The organism is Peribacillus muralis (assembly GCF_001645685.2).
GTDB lineage: Bacteria > Bacillota > Bacilli > Bacillales > DSM-1321 > Peribacillus > Peribacillus muralis_A.
On record NZ_CP017080.1, the window covers coordinates 4,691,084 to 4,716,237 of the forward strand.

Below are 25,154 nucleotides of genomic sequence, written 5' to 3' on the forward strand. Positions count from 1 at the left end.
CTATCATCGCCCCCCTAAAGCAAGCATCATGGCTTCAATCGTACCTTGTAGAGGCCCGCCTAACAAATTTGGATATACCCCAATCGATATGATCAGGCCTAGAAGTACCCATACAGGTACAAACTCCCAGCTCTTAAGGTCCCGCTTCTCTTTTTCTACCAAGCTATCATTCTTGCCGAACGTCATTTGCATGATCGCCCTCAGAATATAGACAGCTGTTAGAACGAGCCCAATCACACCGATTGCTGCAAGTAATGGCTGACTTTTGAATAAGCCGAGAAATACCATGAATTCACTGATGAAGCCGGACATGCCCGGCAAACCGAGTGATGCCAGCCCGCACGCCAGCATAAAACCGGAAAAAATCGGCATCGACCTCGCCAGCCCCCCAAGCCTGGGAAGCAGCACGGTCCCTGTCCTTTCGGATAATGCACCCACTAGGAAAAACAGCATCGCGGCAATTAAGCCGTGGGAAATGACCTGAAAGATTGCCCCTTGAAGGCCTGCTTCATTCAAGGCTCCCAACCCCATCATGACGATCCCCATATGCGAAATCGATGAGTAAGCTAATACAAGCTTGAAGTCCGTTTGCACCATCGCCAGCAATGCTCCATATAAAAAGCTGATGACCCCCATCAGTACAATGACAAATGCCAAGCTTTTATATTGTTCAGGGAATATTCCCATTCCAAACCTGATGATCCCATAAGCCCCTATTTTCAATAAGACGCCAGCATGGATCATGACGATGGCAGGAGGCGCCTCTGCATGAACCCGCACCATCCAGCTGTGAAATGGAAATACGGGCAGCTTGATCGCAAACGCAATGAGAAAGGCAAGACATAAGCCATACTTCATCGAACCCGAAATCGGTGCAAACAGAGATACACCGCCCATTGTCATCATTTGTGTCAAAGCCGCAATATTGGTTGTACCTGTCCTGGCAAACAAAATCAGGATGGCCACCAGCAAAATGGCCGAACCGATGCCGTTATAAATCAGAAAATGATACGATGCCTTTTCCCTCTCGAGAGAACCCCATCTTCCGATTAAGAAGAAGGCGGGAATCAATGTCATTTCAAAAAAGATGAAGAAAAGAATCAGATTTTCTGCGGTAAAGACACCGAGCATCCCGATCTCCAAAATCAAAAACAACAAGTAATAGCCTTTCCATCCTTGCTTTATATATATCGATGCCAATGCCGCCAGTGAAGAAATGATGGTCGTCAGTAATAGGAAGATGAGGCTCAGGCCATCCAGCCCCAGCTCGAAATTCACGGTGAAAAGTTTGGGATCATACATCTCCAAATTTCCAAACCTGATCCAATCCACCTTCATGCTAAAGCTGGAAAGAGCCATTCCCGAATAATATTGGCTGCATAAAAAGAACGAGAGGAAAAGGGGGGGAAGCGTTCCGAAAAAGCCAAATTGCTTGATGGTCCTTTCCTCATTTTTCGGCATGAGGGCAACCATCACAATTCCCAGCAATGGTGAAAACACTAAAAGCGAGAGCAAATAGGCATTCATCTTAAATACCCCCCAGTTAAAGCAAAAATGACCAGTAATACCGCAAGTCCCAAAAACGCAATCATCCCATATTGCTGTACCTGCCCCGATTGCAGTTTAGATCCTATTTTCCCCAACCCTTCTATTGAACCGGTTACAGTCGCTATCAAGCCACCGATGATGAACCTTTCAATATAAGATAGAAATAAGCTAATTCCTTTCGTTATATGAACTATAGTAAAATAATAAATTTCATCGATATAATACTTATTTTCCAAAACTCGATATAACGTGGAGTTTTCTTTGACGAGCCCGCCCCGGGACAGCTTCGTTTTAGCGTACATCATATAGGCTAGGACGATTCCGGCAAGCGCCACAAGCACGGCAAGGATCATGATCCAAATAGGTCCCTCACTATGTCCGGCACCAAGCACGGCTTCATTCCCCTCTACAAGCCACTCACCAAGGAAGGTCCCGAACCACGGGGTTTGGATATACCCACCGATCACAGCAAGCACCCCTAAAACAAGCATGGGAGCCAGCATGGCTGCAGGTGATTCATTGACCTGTTTCACTTGACTGCGAGACTCTCCGGCAAAGATCATGAAAAATAGCCGGAACATGTAAAAGGCGGTTAAAAAAGAGGTAATCACCGCGAGTGAAAACAAGAAATAGTTACCATTCATCCATGCCGCCATCAAAATTTCATCTTTACTGAAAAAGCCCGAGAGCAAGGGAAACCCGGAAATCGCCAGAGTTCCAGTCAAGAACAGCGGCCCTGTCCATTTCAGCCTTGCCCATAGCCCGCCCATCCTTTCGATATCCTGTGTATGTATGGCATGAATGACACTGCCTGCAGCCAAAAACAACAATGCTTTAAAGAAGGCATGGGTCATTAAATGAAATACACCGGCCACATATCCCGCAGCACCCAAAGCAAGCATCATGAAACCAAGCTGGGAGATTGTCGAATAAGCCAATACCCGCTTGACATCCTTTTGCACAGAAGCGATACTCGCGGCAAAGATCGCTGTGAATCCTCCTGTTATGGCAACAGCTTGCATAGCCGCTTCACTTGCGAGGAATAACGGAAACATGGTCGCTACCAGATATACGCCTGCGGCCACCATCGTCGCTGCGTGAATCAATGCGGAAACCGGCGTTGGGCCCTCCATGGCATCAGGAAGCCATGTGTGAAGCGGGAATTGCCCCGACTTCCCAACGGCACCAATAAAAATGAGGATGGCGATCAACGTCAAACTCCCATCTGATATCTCACCCGATTGAACGGCTTGAAAAATCGCTCCATATTCGAAGCTGCCCGTTTCCCAGAAAAGGAGGATGATTCCGATCAATAGCCCTACATCACCGATCCTGGTCATGATGAAGGCCTTTTTCGCTGCAGCCTTAGCTTCCTGTTTATAAAAGTAAAACCCGATCAATAGGAAGGAGCCAACCCCGACCAATTCCCAGAAAAAATAAAGCTGTAGTAAATTCGGCGCCATGACCAGTCCAAGCATGGCAAAGGTGAAAAAGCCCAGATAAGCATAAAAAATGGAGAATCGCTCTTCACCCTTCATGTACCCCAACGAATAGATTTGGACAAGCAGGCTGACAAAGGAAACGATTACAAGCATCAAGACATTAAGCTGATTGATTTCGAAACCGGCCGTAAGCTGTGTCCCCCCTATGGTAAGCCAATCCATCGTTGTTTTATAAGTAGGTGCCGTGAACCTTTCCATCAAGGTTAGCATCGATAAAACGAATGAAGCCAACGTAAAGATTATTCCTATATATGCCCCCCGCTCCCGTAGCCGGCCACCTGATAGAAGCAGAACCATAAACGTGACGAGTGGAAAAATCGGTATGAGCCAAGCGTTCTCCATCATCGTATCAAATCCCCTTCTTCGTTCATATAAACCTTCAATGCTTCATGATATCCATTTCATCGACATTGACCGTCTTCCGATTGCGGTAAAGGGACATTAATATTGCCAGCCCAACAGCCGCCTCGGCTGCAGCGATTGTAATCGTGAATAAAGAAAACACCTGGCCCGTAATCGATGGTGTCACCCCGAATTTACTGAAGGCAACTAAATTGATATTGGCGGCGTTCAGCATCAGCTCGATCGAAATCAGAACAATGACAGCATTCCTTTTCGTCAAGGCGCCATAAAGACCTATACAAAAAAGAACGAGTGCCAATACGAGATAAGCCGACAAGGGAACTCCCGTCATGATCGATCTCCCTCCTCATTATCTTTTTTAGCTAATACGATGGCACCGACTAATGCCACCAGTAAAAGCACCGACATCACTTCAAACGGAATCACATACTTAGAAAAAAGTTCGATTCCTATTTGTTTCGTATTTTCCTCATGCAAGGCGGTTGGCTGTACCGGTATATCCAAATCATAGATTCCGAGATACACTGCGACAGCGAATCCAGCTATCGCCAACAGCAGAGTGAATTTCCTCCAGCCCCCTTTTGACGGTTCATCGTTTTCCCGATGCTTCGTCAGCATGATCCCGAATAACATCACGATCGTAATTGCCCCAGAGTAAATCAGGATTTGGACAATGGCGACAAATTCCGCCGAAAGCAGCAGATAAATGCCCGCAATGCTTAAGAAGGTAAAAACGAGTGCAATGACCATATGCACCACTTTCGTTAATGTGATTAGCAGCACCCCGCCCAATATGGCGACGAGTGCCAAGCCAAAAAAGGCAATCAGTTCGCCGGATACATTCATGTTTTATTCACCTTCCGGATATTTTCATCGTTTTCATCAAGCCACTCCAAATTTTTGAATAAATGATCACGGCTATATTCCGCCAGCTCAAACTGATTCGTCATGACGATGGCCTCAGTGGGGCAGACCTCCGTGCATAAATCACACAAGATGCATATTTCGAAATTAATGTCATACGTGTCGATGATTTTGCCCTTTTTGGAGGGGTCGGGATGTTTTTTTCCGGTTAATTGTATACAGTCCGTTGGGCAAATCGTCACGCATTGATTGCATACGATGCACTTTTCAGGGTAAAATTTTTGGATTCCGCGGAATCTGTCAGGGAGCGGCAGCGGTTCATTCGGGTAGTCATACGTCACTTTTTTCCGGGTTAAGTTCTTTAATGTATAGCTTAAACCTTTAGCTAAACCAAGCATGTTAATCCCTCACTTTCCGATCGGCTTACGTTTTTTAAAAAAGGCTGACGATTTCTTTTATGATTGCCGTCAAGAATATATTGGCTAATGCAACTGGGAGCAGCACCTTCCAACCGAACTCCATTAGTTGATCGGCCCTTACCCGCGGGAAGGTTACCCGAATCCAAACCAATAGATAGAACACCGCACTGAACTTGAGACCGAACCAAATGGCCGCCGGAATAAAATCCAAAAACGGAATAGAATTCCATCCTCCTAAAAATAATACAGTGGTTAACGTAGCCATTGCAAACATATACACATATTCCGATAGCATAAAGAAGGCCCAGCGAAATCCAGAATATTCAACATGATACCCTGCTACAAGTTCGGATTCCGCTTCCGGAAGGTCAAATGGGACCCTATTCAGTTCAGCCACCGACGCAATCATGAAGATGATAAAAGCAATCGGTTGAAGGAAAATGAACCAAACCTTCTCTTGGACAGCCACTATATCATTCAGGTTCAGGCTGCCTGTCAAAAGGACGATTCCCACTAGCGACATCACCAAGGGAATTTCATAAGAAATCATTTGCGCGGCTGCACGCATCCCGCCAATCAACGAATATTTATTATTGGATGCCCAGCCCGCCGTGACGATCCCGATCGTCGATATGCCCGATATTGCCACATAATACAGCAAGCCCACTCCAATATCCGCAAATTGGAAAGCTTCGGTGAACGGCAGGGTGGCAAGGACCATGAAAGCCGGTGCAAAGGCGATCACCGGTGCCAGTATATAAAGGGGCCTGTCGGCTTTTTTCGGTATCGTATCTTCCTTGATCAGAAGTTTCAAAACATCGGCAACGGTCTGCAAGAGACCCCATTTCCCGCCAATTTGGTTCGGACCGACCCGCAGCTGCATGAATCCCATGATTTTTCGTTCCGAGAGGATTCCATAGGTGACAAACCCCAAGACAACGAATAACAGCAGGACCGCCAAACCGAAATAAATGCCAAAGTTCAGCAGGCTTGGGGCGGAGTGGAGTAAATCCTTGATCATTTATCCATCCACCTCCCCTAAAACGATATCGATGGCTCCTAATATCGTTATTAAGTTCGCCATATTTTCCCCTTGCAATAATTTGGGCAGAATTTGCAGATTATAAAATGAAGGCCTGCGAAACTTCAAGCGATACGGCTCCTTTTTCCCTTCACTCGCAATATAACAGCCGATTTCCCCTCTTGGTGATTCAATTCGTACGAAGGCTTCACCCTTTGGAACCTTTATGATTTTCGGCACCTTGGCAAGGACCGGCCCTTCTGGAAATTGCTCAACTGCCTGCTCGAGAATTTTCAATGATTCTTCGATTTCCTCCATTCTGCAGTGATACCGTGAAAAGGCATCACCCTCTTCATGGGTGGGAACATTAAAGGTGAACCGGTCATAAATGGAATATGGTTCGTTTTTCCGCAAATCCCACTTGACCCCCGTACATCTTAAGTTGGCACCGCTAAGCGAATACTGCAGCGCTTCATCTTTTGTATAAATCCCTACCCCTTTCACCCGATTCACGAAGATTTCATTCCCAGTCACAAGCTCATGGTAACCGGCAAGCTGCTCCCTCATATAAGGAACAAACTCGGCAACCTTTTCAATCCAGCCTTCGGGTGCATCCCATTTCACACCACCCACTCGCATATAATTGAATGTTAGCCGTGCCCCTGACAATTCCGTCAACATATTAACGATCATTTCGCGCTCACGGAAGGCGTATAAAAAGGGACTCGTAGCTCCTATATCAAGCAAGTATGTTCCCCACCAGACAAGGTGGCTCGCCACTCTGCCTAGCTCCATGGCAATCACCCGCAAATATTCAGCCCTATCCGGAACTTCCAACCCCATCATTGTTTCAACAGCATGGCAGAGCACATAATTATTTGTCATGGCCGCCAGATAATCAAGCCGATCGGTATATGGAATGATTTGTGTATATTGCAGGTTTTCCGCCAGTTTTTCCGTGCCCCGATGCAAGTAACCGATAACAGGGGTGGCCTCTTTTATAATTTCGCCATCAATTTTGATGACAAGCCTAAATACACCATGCGTACTCGGATGCTGAGGCCCGACATTGAGAAGCATTTCTTCCGTCCTTAACATTGGGATTACACCTCCACATCATAAGGCTGATAATCTTTTCTAAGCGGATACCCTTTCCAATCATCACCAAGTAAAATCCGCTTTAAATCAGGGTGCTCAATAAAATCGATGCCTAATAAATCATACGCCTCACATTCCGGCCAATTGGCCCCGCTCCATAATGGGACAAGCGATGGAATGGCAGGAGCATCTCTATCCAGCTTCACCTTAAGGGCAATTGACTGGTTCATTTCGAATGAGTGCAAGTGTACATAGATTTCCATATGGGTTTCAAAATCGGTGCCGTGAAGTTCCGATAAGTACGAAAAGTTAAGCCGTTCATCATAACGCAGGAGCTTAGCTATCGAGTAGTATGTATTAGGATTCGCCACTATTGTAGGTACATCCTTTGATAGCTTATTAATATAGTGGTCTATTAGTGCATCTTGTCCTACATGCTTTTCAATAGCGGAAACAATTTGATTGAGTTTGGGCTGGTTTGGGGATGGTTCATTCTTTGTGTCATCTTTCGTCTTTTCCTCCGCTCCGGCTCTAGTCTTGGCAGCGGCGGCTGCCTTCGCCTTCGCAGCTGCAATGGCCTTAGCCTTCTCTTGCTCAGAGTCTCCATCACTACCTGCAGATTTTTGCTTTCGCGCGAGCGCGGCCGCCTTTGCCTTTGCTGCTGCCGCTGCCTTTTGCTTCGCTAGGTCCTGTTCCTCTGGCGACGTCTCCGTCCCTTCCTCCTTCGCCCGCTTTCGCGCGAGCGCGGCTGCCTTTGCCTTTGCCGCTGCCTTTTGCTTCGCTAGGTCCTGTTCCTCTGGCGACGTCTCCGTCCCTTCCTCCTTCGCCTGCTTTCGGGCTAGCGCGGCTGCCTTCGCCTTTGCCGCTGCCGCCGCCTTTTGCTTCGCTAGGTCCTGTTCTCCTGGCGACGTCTCCGTCCCTTCCTCCTTCGCCTGCTTTCGCGCGAGTGCGGCCGCCTTCGCCTTTGCCGCCGCCGCTGCCTTTTGCTTCGCTAGGTCCTGTTCCTCATCCATCTATATCACCCGCTTTCCGGTTTTCGCCTCGTAACGGATTTTTTCTTTTAATTTGTTGATTCCATATATAAGTGCGGCCGGATTTGGTGGACAACCTGGGATATACACATCGACAGGCACTATTTGGTCCACCCCTTTTACAACGGAGTAGGAATTCACATACGGACCACCTGCAGTTGCGCACGAGCCCATCGCAATGACCCATTTAGGTTCAGGCATTTGGTCATATAATCTACTTATGATGGGTGCCATTTTTTTCGTTACCGTACCTGAAACGATCATGACGTCAGATTGCCGGGGCGAGGTCCTGAAAAATGAACCGAAGCGATCCAAGTCGTAATGCGATGATCCCACACCCATCATTTCAATCGCACAGCACGCTAAACCGAATGTCATTGGCCAGAGTGAGTTGCTCCTCGCCCAGCCCTTAATTTGTTCAAGCGTTGACAAAAAAATGCTTTGCCGCATCTCTTCCATTTCGGCAGGGGTAAGATCGTCTAATTTCAATTCCATTTCAACACCTTCTTTTTCCAAGCGTAGATTAGTCCTAACATCAGGATGATGACGAAAAATAGCATTTCAATAAGTGCAAATAATCCAAGTTCATCATAGGCCACTGCCCACGGGTAGAGAAAGACCGTCTCTACATCAAAAATGACGAACATCAATCCGAATAAATAATAACGAACATTGAATTGAACCCTTGAATCAGAAAAAGGTTCGATTCCACTTTCATATGTCGTATATTTCATATCTGTCGGTTTATAAGGCCTAAGCAGCTTGCCAAGAAATAATGCGATAACAGGTAGTAATATGCCGAGACAAAGAAAAACAAATACGATTAAGTAATTATTTTGGTACAAATGCAGCTGTCCCATATTCATCTCCCTTAAGTCAAAAGTTAATGGGTACATATTAAATGTGCTTGTCTTCTTTTTGTTGGATGCCGTATATAATATTTATGCAGGGTAGAAATCTTTTAGAAGCAACGTGACAGGAGGAGGAGTAAAGTTTAAAAATGTAAGCGTATACATTATATCATCATGACTATCAAATGTCGACGAGTCAAGGATTTATATGGAAAATAGTATGTTCCACGATTCGATTCAATTCATCAGGTTTTTTCTAATTCCGACCTTTCATGACAATAATGAAAAATAAAAAACACCTGAATGAACCAGACGGGTTCATTCAGGTGTTTTTTAATAACAGGTTATCGCATTTCTGCAATTTGGATTCGGTTGATTGCACGTTTAAGAGCTAGGTCAGCCCTTTTAACATCATTCGAACCATCATCGTTCTGCAATCTTTGTTCTGCACGCGCTTTTGCTGCTTGAGCACGTGTAAGATCGATAGTTTCAGCTCTTTCAGCAGATTGAGCCAAAATGGTTACCACATCAGGGCGGACTTCCAAGAAGCCACCATTTACAGCTACATAGTCTGTGTTGCTTCCATTCTTAAGACGGACAGCACCAATGGTAAGCGGGGCTACGGTTGGAACGTGTCCAGCCATGATTCCCATCTCACCGCTTTTAGCTTTAGTGCTTACCATTTCAACTTCTGCATCATATACTGGGCCATCGGGAGTAACAACATTGACTTTAATGGTCTTCATTTCATTCCCTCCTAGGTCCCTTTAATTAAGCCATTTCTTTTGCTTTAGCAATAACTTCTTCGATGCGGCCAACTAGACGGAAAGCATCTTCAGGAAGGTCGTCATATTTTCCAGCTAGGATATCTTTGAATCCTTGGACTGTTTCTTTCACTGGTACATAAGATCCTTTTTGACCAGTGAATTGTTCAGCCACGTGGAAGTTTTGTGACAAGAAGTTTTGGATTCTACGAGCACGGGCAACGATAACTTTTTCGTCTTCGCTTAATTCGTCCATACCCAAGATCGCAATGATATCTTGAAGTTCTTTATATTTCTGTAAAGTCGATTGAACTTGACGAGCCACTTTATAATGCTCAGCTCCAACGATTTCAGGGCTAAGAGCACGTGAAGATGACGCCAACGGATCAACCGCAGGGTAGATACCCATTTCAGAAAGTTTACGCTCAAGGTTAGTTGTTGCATCCAAGTGAGCGAAAGTAGTAGCCGGAGCCGGATCCGTATAGTCATCGGCAGGTACATAAATCGCTTGAATGGAAGTAACGGAACCTTTATTCGTTGAAGTGATACGTTCTTGCAATTGACCCATTTCCGTTGCAAGGGTTGGTTGGTAACCTACCGCAGAAGGCATACGGCCTAATAGGGCAGAAACCTCGGAACCTGCTTGCGTGAAACGGAAGATGTTATCGATGAAGAAAAGAACGTCTTGTCCTTGTTCGTCACGGAAATATTCAGCCATTGTCAAACCACTTAAAGCAACACGCATACGTGCTCCAGGTGGCTCGTTCATTTGTCCGAATACCATCGCTGTTTTCTTGATAACACCGGAATCAGTCATCTCGTAGAAAAGGTCATTACCTTCACGAGTACGCTCACCTACACCAGCGAATACGGAGATACCGCCGTGCTCTTGTGCGATGTTATTGATAAGTTCTTGGATAAGTACAGTTTTACCAACACCGGCTCCACCAAAGAGACCGATTTTTCCACCTTTGATATAAGGGGCAAGTAAATCTACTACTTTAATACCCGTTTCAAGAATTTCAACTTGTGTTGATAATTCCTCGAAAGTTGGTGCTTGTCTGTGAATCGGATCACGACGCACCTCTGCTGTAAGTGGTTCGAATAGGTCAATGTTTTCCCCTAAAACGTTGAAAACGCGACCTAGAGTAACTTCACCTACAGGAACGGAAATTGGAGCTCCTGTATCAAGTGTCTCTGCACCACGGGTTAACCCATCAGTGGAAGACATTGCTACAGTACGAACTGTATTATCACCTAGTTGAAGGGCCACTTCAAGAGTTAGTCCTGTACCAGACGCTGTATTTTCGATTCTTAACGCGTTATAGATCTTAGGAAGTTGTCCGTCTTCGAATTTCACGTCAACAACCGGACCCATAACTTGAGTAACGCGTCCTATATTCATCGTTTTCCCTCCTAACGTTGCTTATAACGACTATCGAGATTATGGACGGCCAAGCTTAGTCCGGGCTGGCCGCCCCTTAATAATTTTATTCCAAAGCAGCTGCTCCGCCGACAATCTCTGTTATTTCTTGAGTGATTGCTGCCTGACGTGCACGGTTATATTGTAATGAAAGTGAGTCAATCAACTCTTTTGCATTATCTGTTGCATTTTTCATTGCAGTCATACGTGCAGAGTGCTCACTAGCTTTACCATCTAACAAAGCACCATAAATCAAACTCTCTGCATACTGAGGTAGTAACACCTCAAGAATTTCTTCTGCATTCGGTTCAAATTCATAAGTCGTCAATGTTGAATTGGAAGTATCAAAGTCAGATAACGGAAGGATTTGCGTTTCCGTTACTTCCTGCTGGATCGGGCTGACATAATGGTTATAGTACATATAAAGCTCATCACATAGCTCATTCAGATATAAATTCACTGTGGATTTAGCAAGGGAGCTGATGTCAGCGAAAGATGGCTGATCGGGAACTCCAATTACTTCAAGCTCAACATGCATATTGCGGCTGACAAAGAAATCACGGCCAACCCTTCCGATTGCGATAATGACGAACTCATCATTGGATTTATGGCGTTCAAGAATGGTCTTATGAACTTGGCGAAGGATGCTACTATTGTAGGCCCCAGCCAAACCACGGTCCGATGTGATAACCAAGTATCCGGTTTTCTTAACTGGACGTGAAGTAAGCATTGGATGAGAGGCATCCGTACTTCCGTTCGCAATACTGGATACCACTTCTTGAATTTTTTCCATATATGGAACATATGCTTTAGCATTAGCTTCGGCACGGTTCATTTTAGAAGCAGATACCATCTGCATCGCTTTTGTAATTTGACTCGTCTTTTTCGTTGAAGTAATCCGAGACTTAATATCGCGTAAAGAGGCCATTCATTCTCACCACCCTTTAAAAATTAGTTAGACCTTATTATTCAGAAATAACGAAGTTCTTTTTGAACTCGTTAATGGCAGCAACGACAGCAGCGTCTTCAGGAAGACCTTTAGTTGTGCGAATGTGATCTAATAATTCCGGATGAGAACGATCAAGGAACACATAGTATTCTTCTTCAAAACGAAGGATATCCGATACTGGAATATCATCTAAAAGACCTTTAGTCAAAGCATAGAAAATCATGACTTGTTTTTCAACTTTAATCGGTTTGTTTAGATCTTGTTTAAGAACTTCAACTGTACGAGCACCACGGTTAAGTTTTGCTTGTGTTGCAGCATCTAGATCTGAACCGAATTGAGAGAATGCTTCCAATTCACGGTAAGAAGCCAAGTCCAAACGCAATGTACCGGCAACTTTTTTCATCGCTTTAATTTGTGCAGATCCACCAACACGGGATACGGAAAGACCAGCGTTAATCGCAGGACGAACCCCCGAAAAGAACAAGTCGGATTGCAAGAAGATTTGTCCATCCGTGATGGAGATAACGTTCGTTGGAATGTAAGCAGAGATATCGCCTGCTTGTGTTTCAACGAATGGAAGAGCAGTGATTGAACCAGCACCTAGAGTGTCGTTCAATTTTGCTGCACGCTCAAGTAAACGGGAGTGCAAGTAGAATACATCCCCTGGGAATGCTTCACGGCCTGGAGGACGGCGAAGTAGCAAGGAAAGTTCACGGTATGCAGATGCTTGCTTAGAAAGATCATCGTACACGACAAGAACGTGCTTACCAGCGAACATGAACTCTTCACCCATAGTCACACCAGCATAAGGAGCTAGGTATAAAAGTGGTGCAGGTTGAGAAGCGGAAGCGGATACTACGATCGTGTAGTCCAATGCACCGTTTTTACGTAGCGTTTCGACTGTTCCACGAACTGTTGATTCCTTTTGTCCGATAGCAACATAGATACAGATCATATCTTGGTCAGCTTGGTTAAGGATCGTATCGATCGCAACTGATGTTTTACCAGTTTGACGGTCACCAATGATCAACTCACGTTGTCCACGACCGATTGGAACTAATGCATCGATTGCTTTAATACCTGTTTGAAGTGGTTCATGAACTGATTTACGGTCCATTACACCTGTTGCAGGGCTTTCGATTGGACGAGTTTTTGTTGTAGCGATCGGACCAAGGCCATCTAATGGCTGTCCAAGCGGATTCACGACACGTCCGATTAACTCTTCTCCTACAGGCACTTCCATGATTCTGCCCGTACGGCGTACTTCACTGCCTTCTTTAATGTCTCTGAATGGTCCGAGAATAACAACACCTACGTTATTTTGCTCGAGGTTTTGTGCTAGACCCATTGAACCATTGGAAAATTCTAAGAGCTCCCCAGACATTGCATTATCTAAACCATGAACGCGTGCGATACCATCACCAACCGTGATGACTGTACCCACATCGCTTACTTTAATTTCCGACTGATAGTTTTCAATCTGCTTTTTAATCAGCGCACTGATTTCTTCAGCTTTGATGCTCATGAATTTCACCCCTATCTGTGAATATTAACCTAATAGTTGTTTGCTAAGGCGATCTAACTTACCGCTGATCGTCCCGTCATAAATACGGTTGCCGATTTGGAGCTTCATTCCGCCAATGATCGTGCTATCCGTAATATTGGTAATGCGTAAATTCCGTTTGCCGATTTTTGCAGCAAAAGCTGAAGACACTGCTTCTGCTTCAGCTTCAGTTAAAGGATTGACTGTATATACAGTCGCATCCGCAACTGAATTTTCTTCATTAGCTAGTTCAATGAACTCTGCTGCCATGGGAGCCACTTCAGCTGTGCGATGACGTTCAACCATAAGCATTACAGTGTCTTGAACGGAAGGTGATATTCCTGCAAAGGCGTTTTTCATCACTTCACGTTTTGCATCGCCAGTCATTTTAGGATGAGCCAAGAAATTCAAAAGCTCCGTATCCTTCGTGAAAACTTCATGCACTATGCGAAGCTCTTCTTCAAGTTGGTTAATGAGATTTTGCTCTTTCGCAATTTGGAAAAGAGCTACAGCATAACGTCCTGCTACAGTTATATCGCTCATTTACCTTCTCCTGCCTCTTGAATATATTCATTTACTAATTTTTCTTGATCAGCTTGTGATAGTTCTTTTTCAATCACCTTAGATGCGATCATGACAGATAGAGATGCAACTTGCTCGCGCAATGCGGCAACTGCTTTTTCTCTCTCTTGTACGATTTCACGTTTTGCTGCTTCCTTAACACGTTCAGCTTCGGCACGCGCTTGATTGATGATATCTTCGCGTTGAGCCTCGCCTTGTTGTTTAGCATTCTCTATAAGTTGTCCCGCTTCTGTGCGAGATTGTTTTACGATTTCACGCTGTTCTTCCAAATACTTCAGCGCTTCTTTTCTACTAGTTTCAGCTGCTTCGATTTCGTTTGCGACATGCGCTTCACGTTCTTTCATGATGCCCATCAATGGACCCCATGCAAACTTTTTAAGCAACGCTAACAATACGATAAAGATGAAAAGCTGGTATATGATATCTCCACCATTAAAATGGCCTGCTTGACCAAGTACAAAACTGCTTGTTAACACGCTCGGTTCACTCCCTTCATGAAATTCACTATTGAAGTTCTGTATTTTCTATTGACAGTATCCTGCCATAATGATCATCTACTTTAACACAGAGCAATGGCGAAGGTTCTCCTTGGATCATCTTCGCCATTATTGAACTTTTTCAAGTTATCTTATTTACCTAAAACAATAAACGCGATAACTACCGCGATGATTGGTAATGCTTCAACTAAAGCGATACCGACGAACATAGTCGTTTGAAGCATACCACGAGCTTCTGGCTGACGAGCCATTCCTTCAATTGTACGTCCAACGATAAGACCGTTACCAATACCCGCACCTAGTGCACCTAATCCAACTGCGATAGCAGCAGCTATAAGACCTAAAGAACCTGTCATGATAAATTTCCTCCTTGAAATGTTGTTTTATTTTTTTTGATCAATATAATGTTCAAAATGAACAATACTTATAATTAATGGTCGTCACTTACTTTATGGGAAAGATAAACCATTGTTAACATAGTGAAAATGAATGCTTGGATGGAGCCGACAAACACACTGAACCCTTCCCAAGCCAACATTGGAATCGCAGCACCAATTGCACCAAATGCGCTGCTTGTGCCTAAACCAGCCAGCAGGGTTAATAGTAACTCACCCGCATAGATATTTCCGTATAGCCGCAATCCAAGAGTTAACGTATTGGCAAGCTCTTCAATAATCTTTAACGGAAACAAGAAACCCATTGGTTGGACGTATGTTTTTGCATAATTCTTCATACCTCTCATCTTGATACCATAATAATGGGTCAATCCCAATACCATGACTGCCAAGGCTAGAGTTATTGCTGGATCAGATGTAGGTGATTTCCACCAAAGCTCTCCTCCTATTACAACGGAGAAAGGCAATCCTAGCATATTCGAAACAAATACGTACAATATTAATGTCATTCCCAACATAAGGAACTGACCACCCGTACGCCAATCCATATTGCTGTTGATGATGTTTTTCACAAAATCCATAACCCATTCGATAAAGTTTTGCATTCCTGTTGGCTTCATCGCAAGTTTACGAGTTGCCGTTACAGCAATAATGAAGACGATGAGACTTGCGATAGTCATCATTAGTACATTAGCCAAGTTGAAATGTATTCCAGTCTCCATAAATTCCCACATAGGAGCTTCATGATTCAACAGTATTCACCTCTCTTCTTTACTACCTACGTATGTTTTGTATAAAATAATCTATCATAATGACAAAATAAACCGTCATTAATCCCACAACCACGCAGACCACTTGAAACTCATAGGGATACTTCAATGCAATTATTGCAGCTAAACCCGCCACAGACATTCTAGTTAAACTACCAAGGGAGCGCGTTTTTTTACCTTCCGCTACTTCTTGGGCAAACTTTTTGTTTTTTTTGACCATCGACCAAAAAATAAACAGGCTGAAGGCAGTACCAAGCAACAATCCTTGGAAGACTGAATCATATGATGTGAATGCCACCCCAATCACATAAATACCCATTAGATACAGCATGTATTTCAGCTGCCTATTGAACATTTTTTCCAATTCTAGCATTTTGTCATGTAATCTCCCTAGAAATATTGTAGATCTGTGGGTTAGCAAGGTAAATTTGCCCGTAATAAGTCCAAATAGAAAGTCGATAAAGCACTCCTATTTGTCACGTTATTGACGTATGAAACCCCTCTCATTCTACATCCTTTGTTAGCATACAATAGGCTAGAATCAATGTCAATGAGTGGTTAGTGAAATTTGTCACAGGTTTGTAATTATTAACGAAACGTTCACAAATTATCTTTTTTATGCTATTGACATCCGATTTATTTTACATATCGTCCTATGTTCACTCAATATGTAACGTCTTTTCCACCCGATCTTCCCTTCCATTCTTCCTCGCAAAGATAATTGCTTTATATATTCCTTTAGGTGGCAAATCCTTTCTCAGTACATCCTTTTTGATCAAACCAGATGGTGCTGGCTTCGACCAATCCAAATATCCAGCAAATTTCAAGCTTTCTTCTTCATAAAGGGCAATCCCGAATTCATCAGCGCCCCTCGGAAGGTACATTTCGTATCGATATGTCCCAGCCCGATCTCCTTGTCCAAAGTCAAAACCCATCACCCTTGGATAATCAGGCTCTTCTTTCACATATAAATACGGGAGGGAAATCCTTTTCGTTCCTTCCATTATAAGCAGGTACCCATCGAAGACTCCCTTTTCCAATTCAGAAGGGTTTACCTGAAGCCCAACTTTCAGCCTTTTCTTTTCCTTCGGTTTCAAGGTAAGGGATTTCGGCAGCTCCCATGTGAGCCCCTTCTCCTTCAATGGCACCTTAAAGGAGTAATTCCTAATCTTCGTTCCTGTGTTTTCTATTAATACCGTTTCATGATGCTCTTCTATCCCACCCTTTTTCGTATACATCCCAAATGATAACGAGCTTGGATTCAAAAGAGTATCCGCCTTCAAGGCCTCGTCGATCTGGATGCGTCCCGCTCCTTGTTCGTATGTGTGATATAATTCGCCGGTAGATTTCCTTAATGGCTTGGATGTACTCATCAATGCCGATTTCACTTGATCAGGTGTCCAGTCCGGATGTTTTTGCAAAATAAGTGCGCACGCTCCTGCAACATGCGGCGCTGACATGCTTGTTCCATCTAGTGACATATATCCATTCGGGATGGTGCTTTCAATCTCGACTCCAGGAGCCAATACGTCCGGCTTTATTCCCCACGACACAGTTACCGGACCTCTTGAGCTGAAATCAGCGAGCCTATCCTGTTCTTTTTTATATAAAAAGCGAACGGTTTGACTGTGTTCTTGCTCCATTACTTTTTTAAGACTCAACCCATCTCTTCTATTAATAGAAGCTACTGGGATGTTCATTTCTTTTTCCAGGCTTCCAGAAAAGGTCCCGCCTGTATTATTATAGATAATTACGCCTTTCGCACCCGCCTTCGCTGCATTGGATGCCTTCTGCTGGAATGTGAGTATCCCCCGCTCCAGCAAAACAATCTTATCCTGGGCGTGCTTCAGGTCTTTTTCACTCCCAAGACCTCCGTCTATCACATCTTCGGAAAATGCCAGATTCCATCTCCTGGATCCTTGAAATGAATGCAATCGCGTATGATGCTTTTTCGCACCTAGCCCGTAAATCATGAATGGAACCTTTAAAGGAGGAGTGGATGCTCCAACGGAAATCGCTTTTTCTGCAGTCCCTGGCGAACCGACGGTCCAAACCTCCGGACCGGAGTTGCCATTTGACGTCACGGCTACGATGCCGCTTTCGACAGCCTTATTCAACGCAAGCGATATTGGTAAATCAGGGCCATTTACATTATTGCCGAGAGATAAGTTCAAGACATCCATCTTATCCTTCATTGCCGACTCGATAGCCGTCAAAACCTGCTCAGTATCCCCAGCACCTCCTGGCCCCAACGCCCGATAGGCATATATCTCCGCTTCCGGGGCTACGCCCTTCAGTTTTCCATTGGCAGCTATGATACCTGCAACGTGCGTTCCATGTAGTGTATCCAGCTCACCGTGTTTTTTGGTTTCCATCGGATCACCATCACCATCAACCAGATCCTTCCCTCCCTTATAAGCCCGTTGTAAATCCGGATGTGTATAATCAATCCCTGTGTCGATCACCCCAACCTTGACTCCTTTACCAGTAATTCGGTGGTTATCTTTATCAAGGAAAGCTCTCACTCTCTCTCCTCCTATGTATGGAACACTTTCATCTAAGACAGTATGATACGTCGATACTTCGGTAACAGTCTGAATATCATTTTCCTTTTTAAACTGCTCTATATCTTTTACGTTCCCCCGTAACGAAAACCCATTTAGGGCTACGGAATAAACCGTGCGTAACCGAAGCGTTGGATATTTTCCAAGCAATTCATCGATTTTTTTTTGCTCGAAAGCTTTATCCATCGTGACGACGACCGTCACTTCCTTCGATTCAGATAGTTTCGGCAAAGGCGGTAAAATGACGGATGCCGCCCCCTGTTCGATTGAATAAGTAAATAATAGAAGAAAAACAAATATATATATGAACAATTTCTTTTTCATTTTCAACATAATCATCCCCTTAGCTGTTAGCTTTTCTCAACAACCTTGGAGTATGCAAACAAAAAAGGAAAAGCCGTCTCGCTTTTCCTCTCCATTTATTTCATTCCCAAACCCATTCTTAAATTTGAAACAATCGCAGAAAATAGCTGACCTATTCAAGTAACTCGTGACGACTTCCTCAAACGAAACCGCCTACGTGCACAAGTACAGTTTCTTCGATTACAGGGACTGAAATTCCATCTCCGTATTTACACACATTAGAATGCAACGGAAAAGTCCAACCATCAAAACCAAAAAAACTGCAGACAAAACGAGTTTGTCTGCAGTCTGAAAGGAAGAACCGTTAAACTTTTCCTTCATTATGAATCAAATCTAGCTGGCGGTACATTCACTTGCTTGAAATAATAACGGATCGCTTCCGCTATACGAACCGAAGCATTCCCATCACCGTACGGATTCGAAGCCTTGGACATTTTTTCATGCTCTTCTTCGTTCGTCAGCAATTCATGTGCCATATTGAAGACCATCTGCTCATCTGTGCCCGCCAATTTCAAGGTGCCAGCCAATATCCCTTCAGGACGTTCAGTCGTATCCCTTAAAACAAGCACCGGTACACCAAGTGACGGCGCTTCTTCTTGGATTCCTCCAGAATCGGTCATGATCAAATAAGCTCTTGAAGCGAAGTTATGAAAATCCAATACATCCAATGGCTCGATTAAATGAACCCGAGGTTCCCCTCCGAGAATTTCATTTGCCAGTTCCTGAACCAATGGATTCAAATGGACCGGGTAAACGACTTGAATGTCATCATGCTCGGCAATGAGCCTCTTGACAGCCCTAAAGATATTCCGCATCGGCTCCCCTAAATTTTCCCGGCGATGAGCAGTCAGCAAAATGAGCTTGTCTGCTCCCAATCCAGTTAAAACGGGATGGTTATACGATGAACGTACCGTCGTTTTTAAAGCATCGGTCGCCGTATTCCCCGTCACGAAGATATTGTCCTTCTTGTTTTCGTTCAACAAATTCGCTTCCGCTTTTGAAGTCGGAGCAAAATGCAAGTCCGCCATCGTCCCGGTAAGCTGGCGATTCATTTCTTCCGGGTATGGGGAATACTTATTCCAAGTGCGCAACCCCGCTTCCACATGGCCAATGACGACCTGATTGTAAAAGGCAGCCAGACTGGCGACAAACGTTGTAGTCGTATCACCGTGTACAAGAACGATATCGGGCTCGGCTTCCTTCATGATCGAATCAAGACCGTTTAATGCCCTCGTTGTGATATCGGCAAGTGTTTGCCTATCCTTCATTATGTTCAGGTCATAATCGGGCCGGATCGAGAATAATTCAAGAACTTGATCTAACATTTGACGATGTTGAGCCGTAACGGCAACGATCGGCTTGAAATGTTCTGGGTGTTTTTGGAATTCCAAAACTAACGGTGCCATTTTGACGGCTTCCGGTCTCGTACCGAAAATTGTCATGACCTTTATCGGTTTGTTCATTCGTGACACCTCAGTTTCCATCCATTATTTTGTGCCGAATAAACGATCTCCCGCGTCTCCCAGACCTGGAACGATATAACCATGTTCATTCAGCTTCTCATCAAGTCCTGCAATATATATATCCACATCAGGATGCGCTTCTTTTAATGCATCCACACCTTCTGGAGCTGCAATCAGGCACATGAATTTAATATTGACCGCACCGCGCTTTTTAATGGAATGGATCGCTTCGATGGCAGAACCGCCGGTAGCCAGCATTGGATCAACGACGATACATTCCCTTTCTGCCAAATCACTCGGCATTTTCGCATAATATTCGACAGGTTTCAATGTTTCCGGATCACGGTATAGACCGACATGTCCGACCTTAGCGGCAGGAATCAATTTAATGATTCCGTCCACCATCCCGATGCCCGCACGCAAGATTGGAACGATCCCCACTTTTTTACCTGAGAGCATTTTCACCTTCGCTGTGCTAACCGGTGTTTGGATTTCCACCTCTTCAAGCGGCATATCCCTAGTGATTTCAAATGCCATCAATGAAGCCACTTCATCAACTAGTTCGCGGAATTCTTTTGTTCCTGTATTTATATCGCGTATATAGGCTAATTTGTGTTGAATTAACGGGTGATCGAAAACAAAAACTTTTCCCATTTGGCATCTCTCCAATTCCATTGCATAATTTTGCTCTTTTTATAATTCCCCTAAATGAATAGAAAAATTTTCGTGTCTTAAAATTCACTTCAACCTATTTTACAGAAAAAAGGTTCAATCTTCAATAATGGTTTAGATGTCAGACCTATTTTCACAATTCAGATTCTTCAATTATAATAACAGAAAAAACCACTCCCTATAAAAGGAGTGGCCCGGACATTACAATGAAGGATATAATTCGAATTTACTCGTTAACGATTCCACACGTTGTTTCGCTTCTTCAAGCTTAGCTTCATCTTCATTATTCTTCAGAACAAGTCCGATGATCGAAGCTATTTCATCCATATCTTCCAAACCGAAGCCACGTGATGTCACAGCGGCGGTACCGATACGAATTCCACTCGTGACGAATGGTTTTTCCGGATCATATGGAATTGCATTCTTGTTAACGGTGATCCCGATTTCATCAAGAACGTGTTCAGCTATTTTTCCAGTCAATCCTGTCGAGCGTACATCAAGAAGAATCAAGTGATTGTCCGTCCCATCAGAAACAAGGGTGAACCCTTCCTTCTTCAAGCCTTCGCCCAAGCGTTTGGCATTGTCGATGATCTGCTGTGCATACACTTTAAAATCGTCTTGAAGCGCTTCGCCGAACGCAACAGCCTTAGCGGAAATGACATGCATCAAAGGCCCGCCTTGAATTCCCGGGAAGATTGATTTATCAATTTTCTTGCCAAATTCTTCTTTACAGATGATCATCCCGCCCCGTGGTCCGCGAAGGGTTTTATGAGTTGTTGTCGTTACGAAATCCGCATAAGGAATCGGGCTTTGGTGCAATCCAGCAGCAACAAGTCCTGCGATATGGGCCATATCGACCATTAAGTATGCTCCAACTTCATCCGCAATCTGGCGGAATCGCTTGAAATCAATTTCTCGTGGATACGCACTCGCACCCGCAACGATCATTTTCGGCTTGTGCTGACGCGCTTTTTCCAATACATCATTATAATCGATACGATGATCTTTTTCGTCTACACCATATTCAACAAAGTTATAATTGACCCCACTGAAGTTTACCGGGCTTCCATGTGTTAAATGCCCTCCATGGGAAAGGTTCATGCCAAGCACCGTGTCGCCTGTTTGAAGTACCGTGAAGTAAACGGCCATATTGGCTTGAGCACCAGAGTGCGGCTGAACGTTCACATATTCGCCACCGAAAATCTCTTTTGCACGATCACGAGCCAAATCTTCAACGATGTCAACATACTCACAGCCGCCATAATACCGTTTCCCTGGATATCCTTCAGCATATTTATTGGTTAGGACCGAGCCTTGAGCTTCCATGACTGCCTCACTCACGAAGTTCTCAGAAGCAATAAGCTCAATCTTGCTTCTTTGACGCCCTAATTCCAGTTGAATTGCGTTAAACACTTGCTCATCTTGCTTGGCTAAACGATTCATTCCGTAATTCCTCCTCAAATGTGCGTGATTCGCTTTTTAGTATTTATGTGCAACATGTCTTCAAAAAGACATGAAAAAGCCTGTCCCATAATTATTAGAAAATTCTTCTCCATTTTAACATGTCTATTTTAGAAGTGATAGTGTAATTTTATCGAACGTTAAATGTTTTTTCATTTGCAAATGTTCGTATTTAACTTATTATTTTTATATAATACTCCATTTAACCTATGTCCTACAGCAAAAAAGCTTTCGTTTACCTTGGAGTACAGTTTACTTACATTATTGGTCACTCAAAAATGGCATGGCTAAAAGGAGCTTGTCCACCGTCAGGAGAGGAAAAGGACGGCTATATCTATCTACAGGTGGGCAGATTACACACATATGAAGGCCATCCAATAAGCGCTGGGGAATTCATCAAACAAAAAGGGCTACGGAATGAGATCTCCGAAGCCCTATCTAGTTCATGCCTGACGTACCATCCGCTAATTTATTGGCAACTTTTGTTGTCGGGAATATCCTGATAGACGGCCCGCTCGCCGCCGATAAGTTTGGGGCGGGTTTTTGCCATCGTCACGTGTGCGTGACCTATTTCCTTGATGGCAGATCGAAGCGGAACGGCGACATGCTTTAAATGCATGCCTATGAAGGTGTCCCCAATGTCTATGCCCGCTTCCGCTTTGATATGCTCCACGACAACGGCATCTTCCCATTGTTGAAAGGCGTATGTCGCCATCGACCCTCCAGCCGTTCTGACCGGTATGACCGATACTTCTTCATAACCTCTTTGTACGGCCGCTTCCCTTTGCAAAACCAATGCCCTATTCAGATGCTCGCAACATTGATAAGCGACATGGACACCGGTTTTTTCTTGAAAATCCTTCACGGCGGAAAATATCAGGCCGGCCACATCGAGCGTACCTTCAGTGCCGATCCGTTTTCCGATTACTTCACTTGTACTGCAGCCAATGACAAGTAATTGTTTCTCTTTTAAAGCCGCCTCTTCTTGAAACTCATGCAAAAGTTTCCGAAACTGGGTTTCCCATCCCTCAAGCTCATTTGAAATATTAGCATCACTTGACATGTAAACGCATCCTTTCAATAAGAAAACTTGCTATCCGAAGAAAAGTGGATCTCTGCAAATCTTTTTCAAAGCTTTACGCTTCAGCTATGTTTACCTTCATAGTCAGAAATTTTGCCGATTCTATTTTGATGGCGACCGCCTTCAAATTCCGAGGTCAGCCATGTTTGAGCGATTTCCCGGGCAAGTCCAGGGCCAATGACACGTTCCCCCATCGCCAGCATATTGGTGTCATTATGCTGACGGGTCAGTTTCGCGCTATAGACATCATGTACCAGGGCACAGCGTATCCCTTTGACTTTATTCGCTGCAATACTCATCCCAATCCCAGTACCACAAATCAAGATTCCCCGATCGAACTCACCATTCGCCACTTTTTCTGCAACAGGCAGCGCATAATCCGGATAATCCACTGAAGTGCTGCACTCACAGCCAAAATCCTCAAACGGGATCTGTAACTCTTTCATTAAATTCTTTATTTCTTCACGGATATGAATTCCACCATGATCCGAGGCAATCGCAACTTTCATGATAATCCTCCTCTTGCTTCTTATTTGATTTCATTGTGTCATAAAATTATGAAAAGATAAAGGATGGCTACCGTCCATAAAGAAGCAGGAAACCGCTTCGGTCTCCTGCAGGGAAAAATCAAGTGTGAAAGCGTGTAATGGTGCCTTTCAGCTTTTCCGCTTGGCTTTTAAGTTCCATCGCCAATTTTTCGACGTTTTCCATCATGCTTGCCTGTTCATTTGTCGTAGCCATCACTTCTTCAGCACCGGCTGAAGTCTCCTGAGCAATGGCAGCCACTTCCTGGGACTGTCTAGATGTTTCCTCGACACTTTCCATTTGACGGTCAACAAGCTCTGTAATATCCTTTACCGCCGCGACAACATTATGTACCGTTTTTGTCATGCCTTCTATGGCTATATCCGTTTCCGTCCCTTTTTGAGCTTCTTCATTTGCCGATTTGACTTGATTGCTTATCTGTTTGACAACAGCCTGGACTTCAACTTGAATATTTTGGACCAGGGCCGAAATGCCTTGCACAGCCTTGGCACTCTGATCCGCTAACAAGCGGACTTCTTCAGCGACAACAGCAAATCCTTTTCCATGCTCTCCTGCCCTGGCAGCTTCAATGGATGCATTCAATGCAAGCAGATTCGTCTGTGCCGCAATATCGCCGACAAGCACGATGATTTGTTCGACTTTTTTTGCATGCTCCTCCAAGCGCTTGACCGTCTCCAATGACTGTTGATTTTCATCCGCCAGCTGCTTAATGCCATCGACCAAGGAGTTGACCACCGCTTTACTCTGAATGAGTTCTGCGGCCATTTCACCTGAAAGGCCGACGGATTCCTGCGCTTTTGTTTGAACCTTCTGGGCAAGAATGGTGACCTCGTCAATCGATTCAGCCGTACTCATTATCGAAGCGGCTGATGTTTCAGCCCCCTTCGATATTTCACCAATCGTCATTGCCACGTTTTCTGCCTGTTCCGAAGCTTTTGTTGATTCTCGGGAAATATGGATGACCTTTTCGTTCGTTTCATGAAAATTCACTTCGATACTCTGGACCATTTCCCTTAGATTGGAGAGCATATGGTCGAAGGCGATGCCCAATGAACGGATTTCATCGTCCGTCTTTGGCAGCACCACCTCTTCACTTATACTGCCCTCTGCAGCACTCAACACGACTTTTTCCAGTTTTTTCAGGGGCTTGGTAATGACACCCGCTGCAAAAAACGCAAGAATACCAGACCACAATATCCCCAATAACAGCGTTCCTACACCAAAACTAAGTGAATTCATTTTGGCAAAAAACATAGGTTGGACCACGAAGATAAAAAACGCTGAGATCGAATAGGTGATCAGAGCCAGGACCGTGATGAATATAACTAATTTTTTTCGCAAACCAAACTTGTAACGCAATCTTTCCGCCATTCCGCTTCCCCCC

At 44.3% G+C, this 25,154-nt stretch carries 26 protein-coding genes; all 26 read right to left on the reverse strand.

The window, feature by feature from the left end:
- Window positions 1-3 precede the first annotated feature (3 nt).
- The 26 genes from ABE28_RS22775 to ABE28_RS22900 all read right to left on the reverse strand — a co-directional run bounded on the left by ABE28_RS22775 (window position 4) and on the right by ABE28_RS22900 (window position 25,141).
- Window positions 4-1,527: a complex I subunit 4 family protein gene (locus ABE28_RS22775; protein ID WP_064467122.1), complete on the reverse strand. Its 1,524-nt coding sequence runs from the start codon at window positions 1,525-1,527 to the stop codon at window positions 4-6.
- Window positions 1,524-3,395 (reverse strand): NADH-quinone oxidoreductase subunit L, encoded by a 1,872-nt coding sequence (nuoL, locus tag ABE28_RS22780; protein ID WP_064467121.1) that lies wholly within the window; start codon window positions 3,393-3,395, stop codon window positions 1,524-1,526. The genes ABE28_RS22775 and nuoL overlap by 4 nt, the downstream gene beginning before the upstream one ends.
- 34 nt (window positions 3,396-3,429) lie before the next feature.
- Entirely contained in the window at window positions 3,430-3,744 is a 315-nt protein-coding gene (gene nuoK / locus ABE28_RS22785) for an NADH-quinone oxidoreductase subunit NuoK (protein WP_064467120.1), read from the reverse strand.
- Window positions 3,741-4,259, reverse strand: coding sequence for an NADH-quinone oxidoreductase subunit J (locus ABE28_RS22790; RefSeq protein ID WP_064467119.1), 519 nt, complete (start codon window positions 4,257-4,259; stop codon window positions 3,741-3,743). Before ABE28_RS22790 ends, nuoK begins: the two co-directional genes overlap by 4 nt.
- Window positions 4,256-4,675: an NADH-quinone oxidoreductase subunit NuoI gene (nuoI, locus tag ABE28_RS22795; RefSeq protein ID WP_064467118.1), complete on the reverse strand. Its 420-nt coding sequence runs from the start codon at window positions 4,673-4,675 to the stop codon at window positions 4,256-4,258. The genes ABE28_RS22790 and nuoI overlap by 4 nt, the downstream gene beginning before the upstream one ends.
- A 34-nt stretch (window positions 4,676-4,709) precedes the next feature.
- Complete coding sequence (nuoH, locus tag ABE28_RS22800; RefSeq protein WP_064467117.1) at window positions 4,710-5,717, reverse strand: NADH-quinone oxidoreductase subunit NuoH; 1,008 nt, start codon at window positions 5,715-5,717, stop codon at window positions 4,710-4,712.
- On the reverse strand, window positions 5,718-6,815 hold the full coding sequence (locus tag ABE28_RS22805) for an NADH-quinone oxidoreductase subunit D (protein WP_064467116.1): 1,098 nt from the start codon (window positions 6,813-6,815) through the stop codon (window positions 5,718-5,720). It abuts the gene before it with no gap.
- A 5-nt stretch (window positions 6,816-6,820) separates the two neighbouring features.
- Window positions 6,821-7,828, reverse strand: coding sequence for an NADH-quinone oxidoreductase subunit C (locus ABE28_RS22810; protein WP_064467115.1), 1,008 nt, complete (start codon window positions 7,826-7,828; stop codon window positions 6,821-6,823).
- On the reverse strand, window positions 7,829-8,341 hold the full coding sequence (locus ABE28_RS22815) for a NuoB/complex I 20 kDa subunit family protein (protein WP_064467114.1): 513 nt from the start codon (window positions 8,339-8,341) through the stop codon (window positions 7,829-7,831). It lies immediately after the preceding gene.
- Window positions 8,332-8,706 carry an NADH-quinone oxidoreductase subunit A gene (locus ABE28_RS22820; protein ID WP_064467113.1) on the reverse strand — a complete coding sequence of 125 codons (375 nt, stop codon included), beginning with the start codon at window positions 8,704-8,706 and terminating at the stop codon, window positions 8,332-8,334. Before ABE28_RS22820 ends, ABE28_RS22815 begins: the two co-directional genes overlap by 10 nt.
- A 335-nt stretch (window positions 8,707-9,041) precedes the next feature.
- A complete protein-coding gene (locus ABE28_RS22825; RefSeq protein WP_064467112.1) occupies window positions 9,042-9,443 on the reverse strand; it encodes a F0F1 ATP synthase subunit epsilon in 402 nt (133 codons plus the stop codon).
- A gap of 25 nt (window positions 9,444-9,468) precedes the next feature.
- Window positions 9,469-10,866: a F0F1 ATP synthase subunit beta gene (gene atpD / locus ABE28_RS22830; RefSeq protein ID WP_061141276.1), complete on the reverse strand. Its 1,398-nt coding sequence runs from the start codon at window positions 10,864-10,866 to the stop codon at window positions 9,469-9,471.
- Window positions 10,867-10,951: 85 nt separating this feature from the next.
- On the reverse strand, window positions 10,952-11,812 hold the full coding sequence (locus ABE28_RS22835; RefSeq protein WP_064467111.1) for a F0F1 ATP synthase subunit gamma: 861 nt from the start codon (window positions 11,810-11,812) through the stop codon (window positions 10,952-10,954).
- A gap of 37 nt (window positions 11,813-11,849) precedes the next feature.
- A complete protein-coding gene (gene atpA, locus ABE28_RS22840) occupies window positions 11,850-13,358 on the reverse strand; it encodes a F0F1 ATP synthase subunit alpha (protein WP_057911913.1) in 1,509 nt (502 codons plus the stop codon).
- A 24-nt stretch (window positions 13,359-13,382) separates the two neighbouring features.
- Window positions 13,383-13,919: a F0F1 ATP synthase subunit delta gene (locus ABE28_RS22845; RefSeq protein ID WP_064467110.1), complete on the reverse strand. Its 537-nt coding sequence runs from the start codon at window positions 13,917-13,919 to the stop codon at window positions 13,383-13,385.
- A complete protein-coding gene (atpF, locus tag ABE28_RS22850) occupies window positions 13,916-14,434 on the reverse strand; it encodes a F0F1 ATP synthase subunit B (protein WP_064467109.1) in 519 nt (172 codons plus the stop codon). The genes ABE28_RS22845 and atpF overlap by 4 nt, the downstream gene beginning before the upstream one ends.
- Window positions 14,435-14,586: 152 nt before the next feature.
- Entirely contained in the window at window positions 14,587-14,811 is a 225-nt protein-coding gene (gene atpE / locus ABE28_RS22855) for a F0F1 ATP synthase subunit C (RefSeq protein ID WP_061141280.1), read from the reverse strand.
- 74 nt (window positions 14,812-14,885) lie between these two features.
- Window positions 14,886-15,602 (reverse strand): F0F1 ATP synthase subunit A, encoded by a 717-nt coding sequence (gene atpB / locus ABE28_RS22860; protein WP_064467108.1) that lies wholly within the window; start codon window positions 15,600-15,602, stop codon window positions 14,886-14,888.
- 22 nt (window positions 15,603-15,624) lie between these two features.
- Window positions 15,625-15,993, reverse strand: coding sequence for an ATP synthase subunit I (locus ABE28_RS22865; RefSeq protein ID WP_064467107.1), 369 nt, complete (start codon window positions 15,991-15,993; stop codon window positions 15,625-15,627).
- A 286-nt stretch (window positions 15,994-16,279) separates the two neighbouring features.
- Entirely contained in the window at window positions 16,280-18,517 is a 2,238-nt protein-coding gene (locus ABE28_RS22870; protein ID WP_306807316.1) for a S8 family serine peptidase, read from the reverse strand.
- A gap of 350 nt (window positions 18,518-18,867) precedes the next feature.
- On the reverse strand, window positions 18,868-20,010 hold the full coding sequence (gene wecB / locus ABE28_RS22875) for a non-hydrolyzing UDP-N-acetylglucosamine 2-epimerase (protein ID WP_064467106.1): 1,143 nt from the start codon (window positions 20,008-20,010) through the stop codon (window positions 18,868-18,870).
- Window positions 20,011-20,034: 24 nt separating this feature from the next.
- Window positions 20,035-20,664, reverse strand: a complete 630-nt coding sequence (upp, locus tag ABE28_RS22880) for a uracil phosphoribosyltransferase (protein ID WP_061141285.1) — start codon at window positions 20,662-20,664, stop codon at window positions 20,035-20,037.
- 219 nt (window positions 20,665-20,883) lie between these two features.
- A complete protein-coding gene (gene glyA / locus ABE28_RS22885; RefSeq protein WP_064467105.1) occupies window positions 20,884-22,125 on the reverse strand; it encodes a serine hydroxymethyltransferase in 1,242 nt (413 codons plus the stop codon).
- Window positions 22,126-22,612: 487 nt separating this feature from the next.
- Window positions 22,613-23,206 carry a TIGR01440 family protein gene (locus tag ABE28_RS22890; protein WP_064467104.1) on the reverse strand — a complete coding sequence of 198 codons (594 nt, stop codon included), beginning with the start codon at window positions 23,204-23,206 and terminating at the stop codon, window positions 22,613-22,615.
- Window positions 23,207-23,286: 80 nt separating this feature from the next.
- Window positions 23,287-23,733 carry a ribose 5-phosphate isomerase B gene (gene rpiB, locus ABE28_RS22895; RefSeq protein WP_064467103.1) on the reverse strand — a complete coding sequence of 149 codons (447 nt, stop codon included), beginning with the start codon at window positions 23,731-23,733 and terminating at the stop codon, window positions 23,287-23,289.
- A gap of 118 nt (window positions 23,734-23,851) precedes the next feature.
- Window positions 23,852-25,141, reverse strand: coding sequence for a methyl-accepting chemotaxis protein (locus ABE28_RS22900; protein ID WP_064467102.1), 1,290 nt, complete (start codon window positions 25,139-25,141; stop codon window positions 23,852-23,854).
- Window positions 25,142-25,154: the final 13 nt, after the last annotated feature.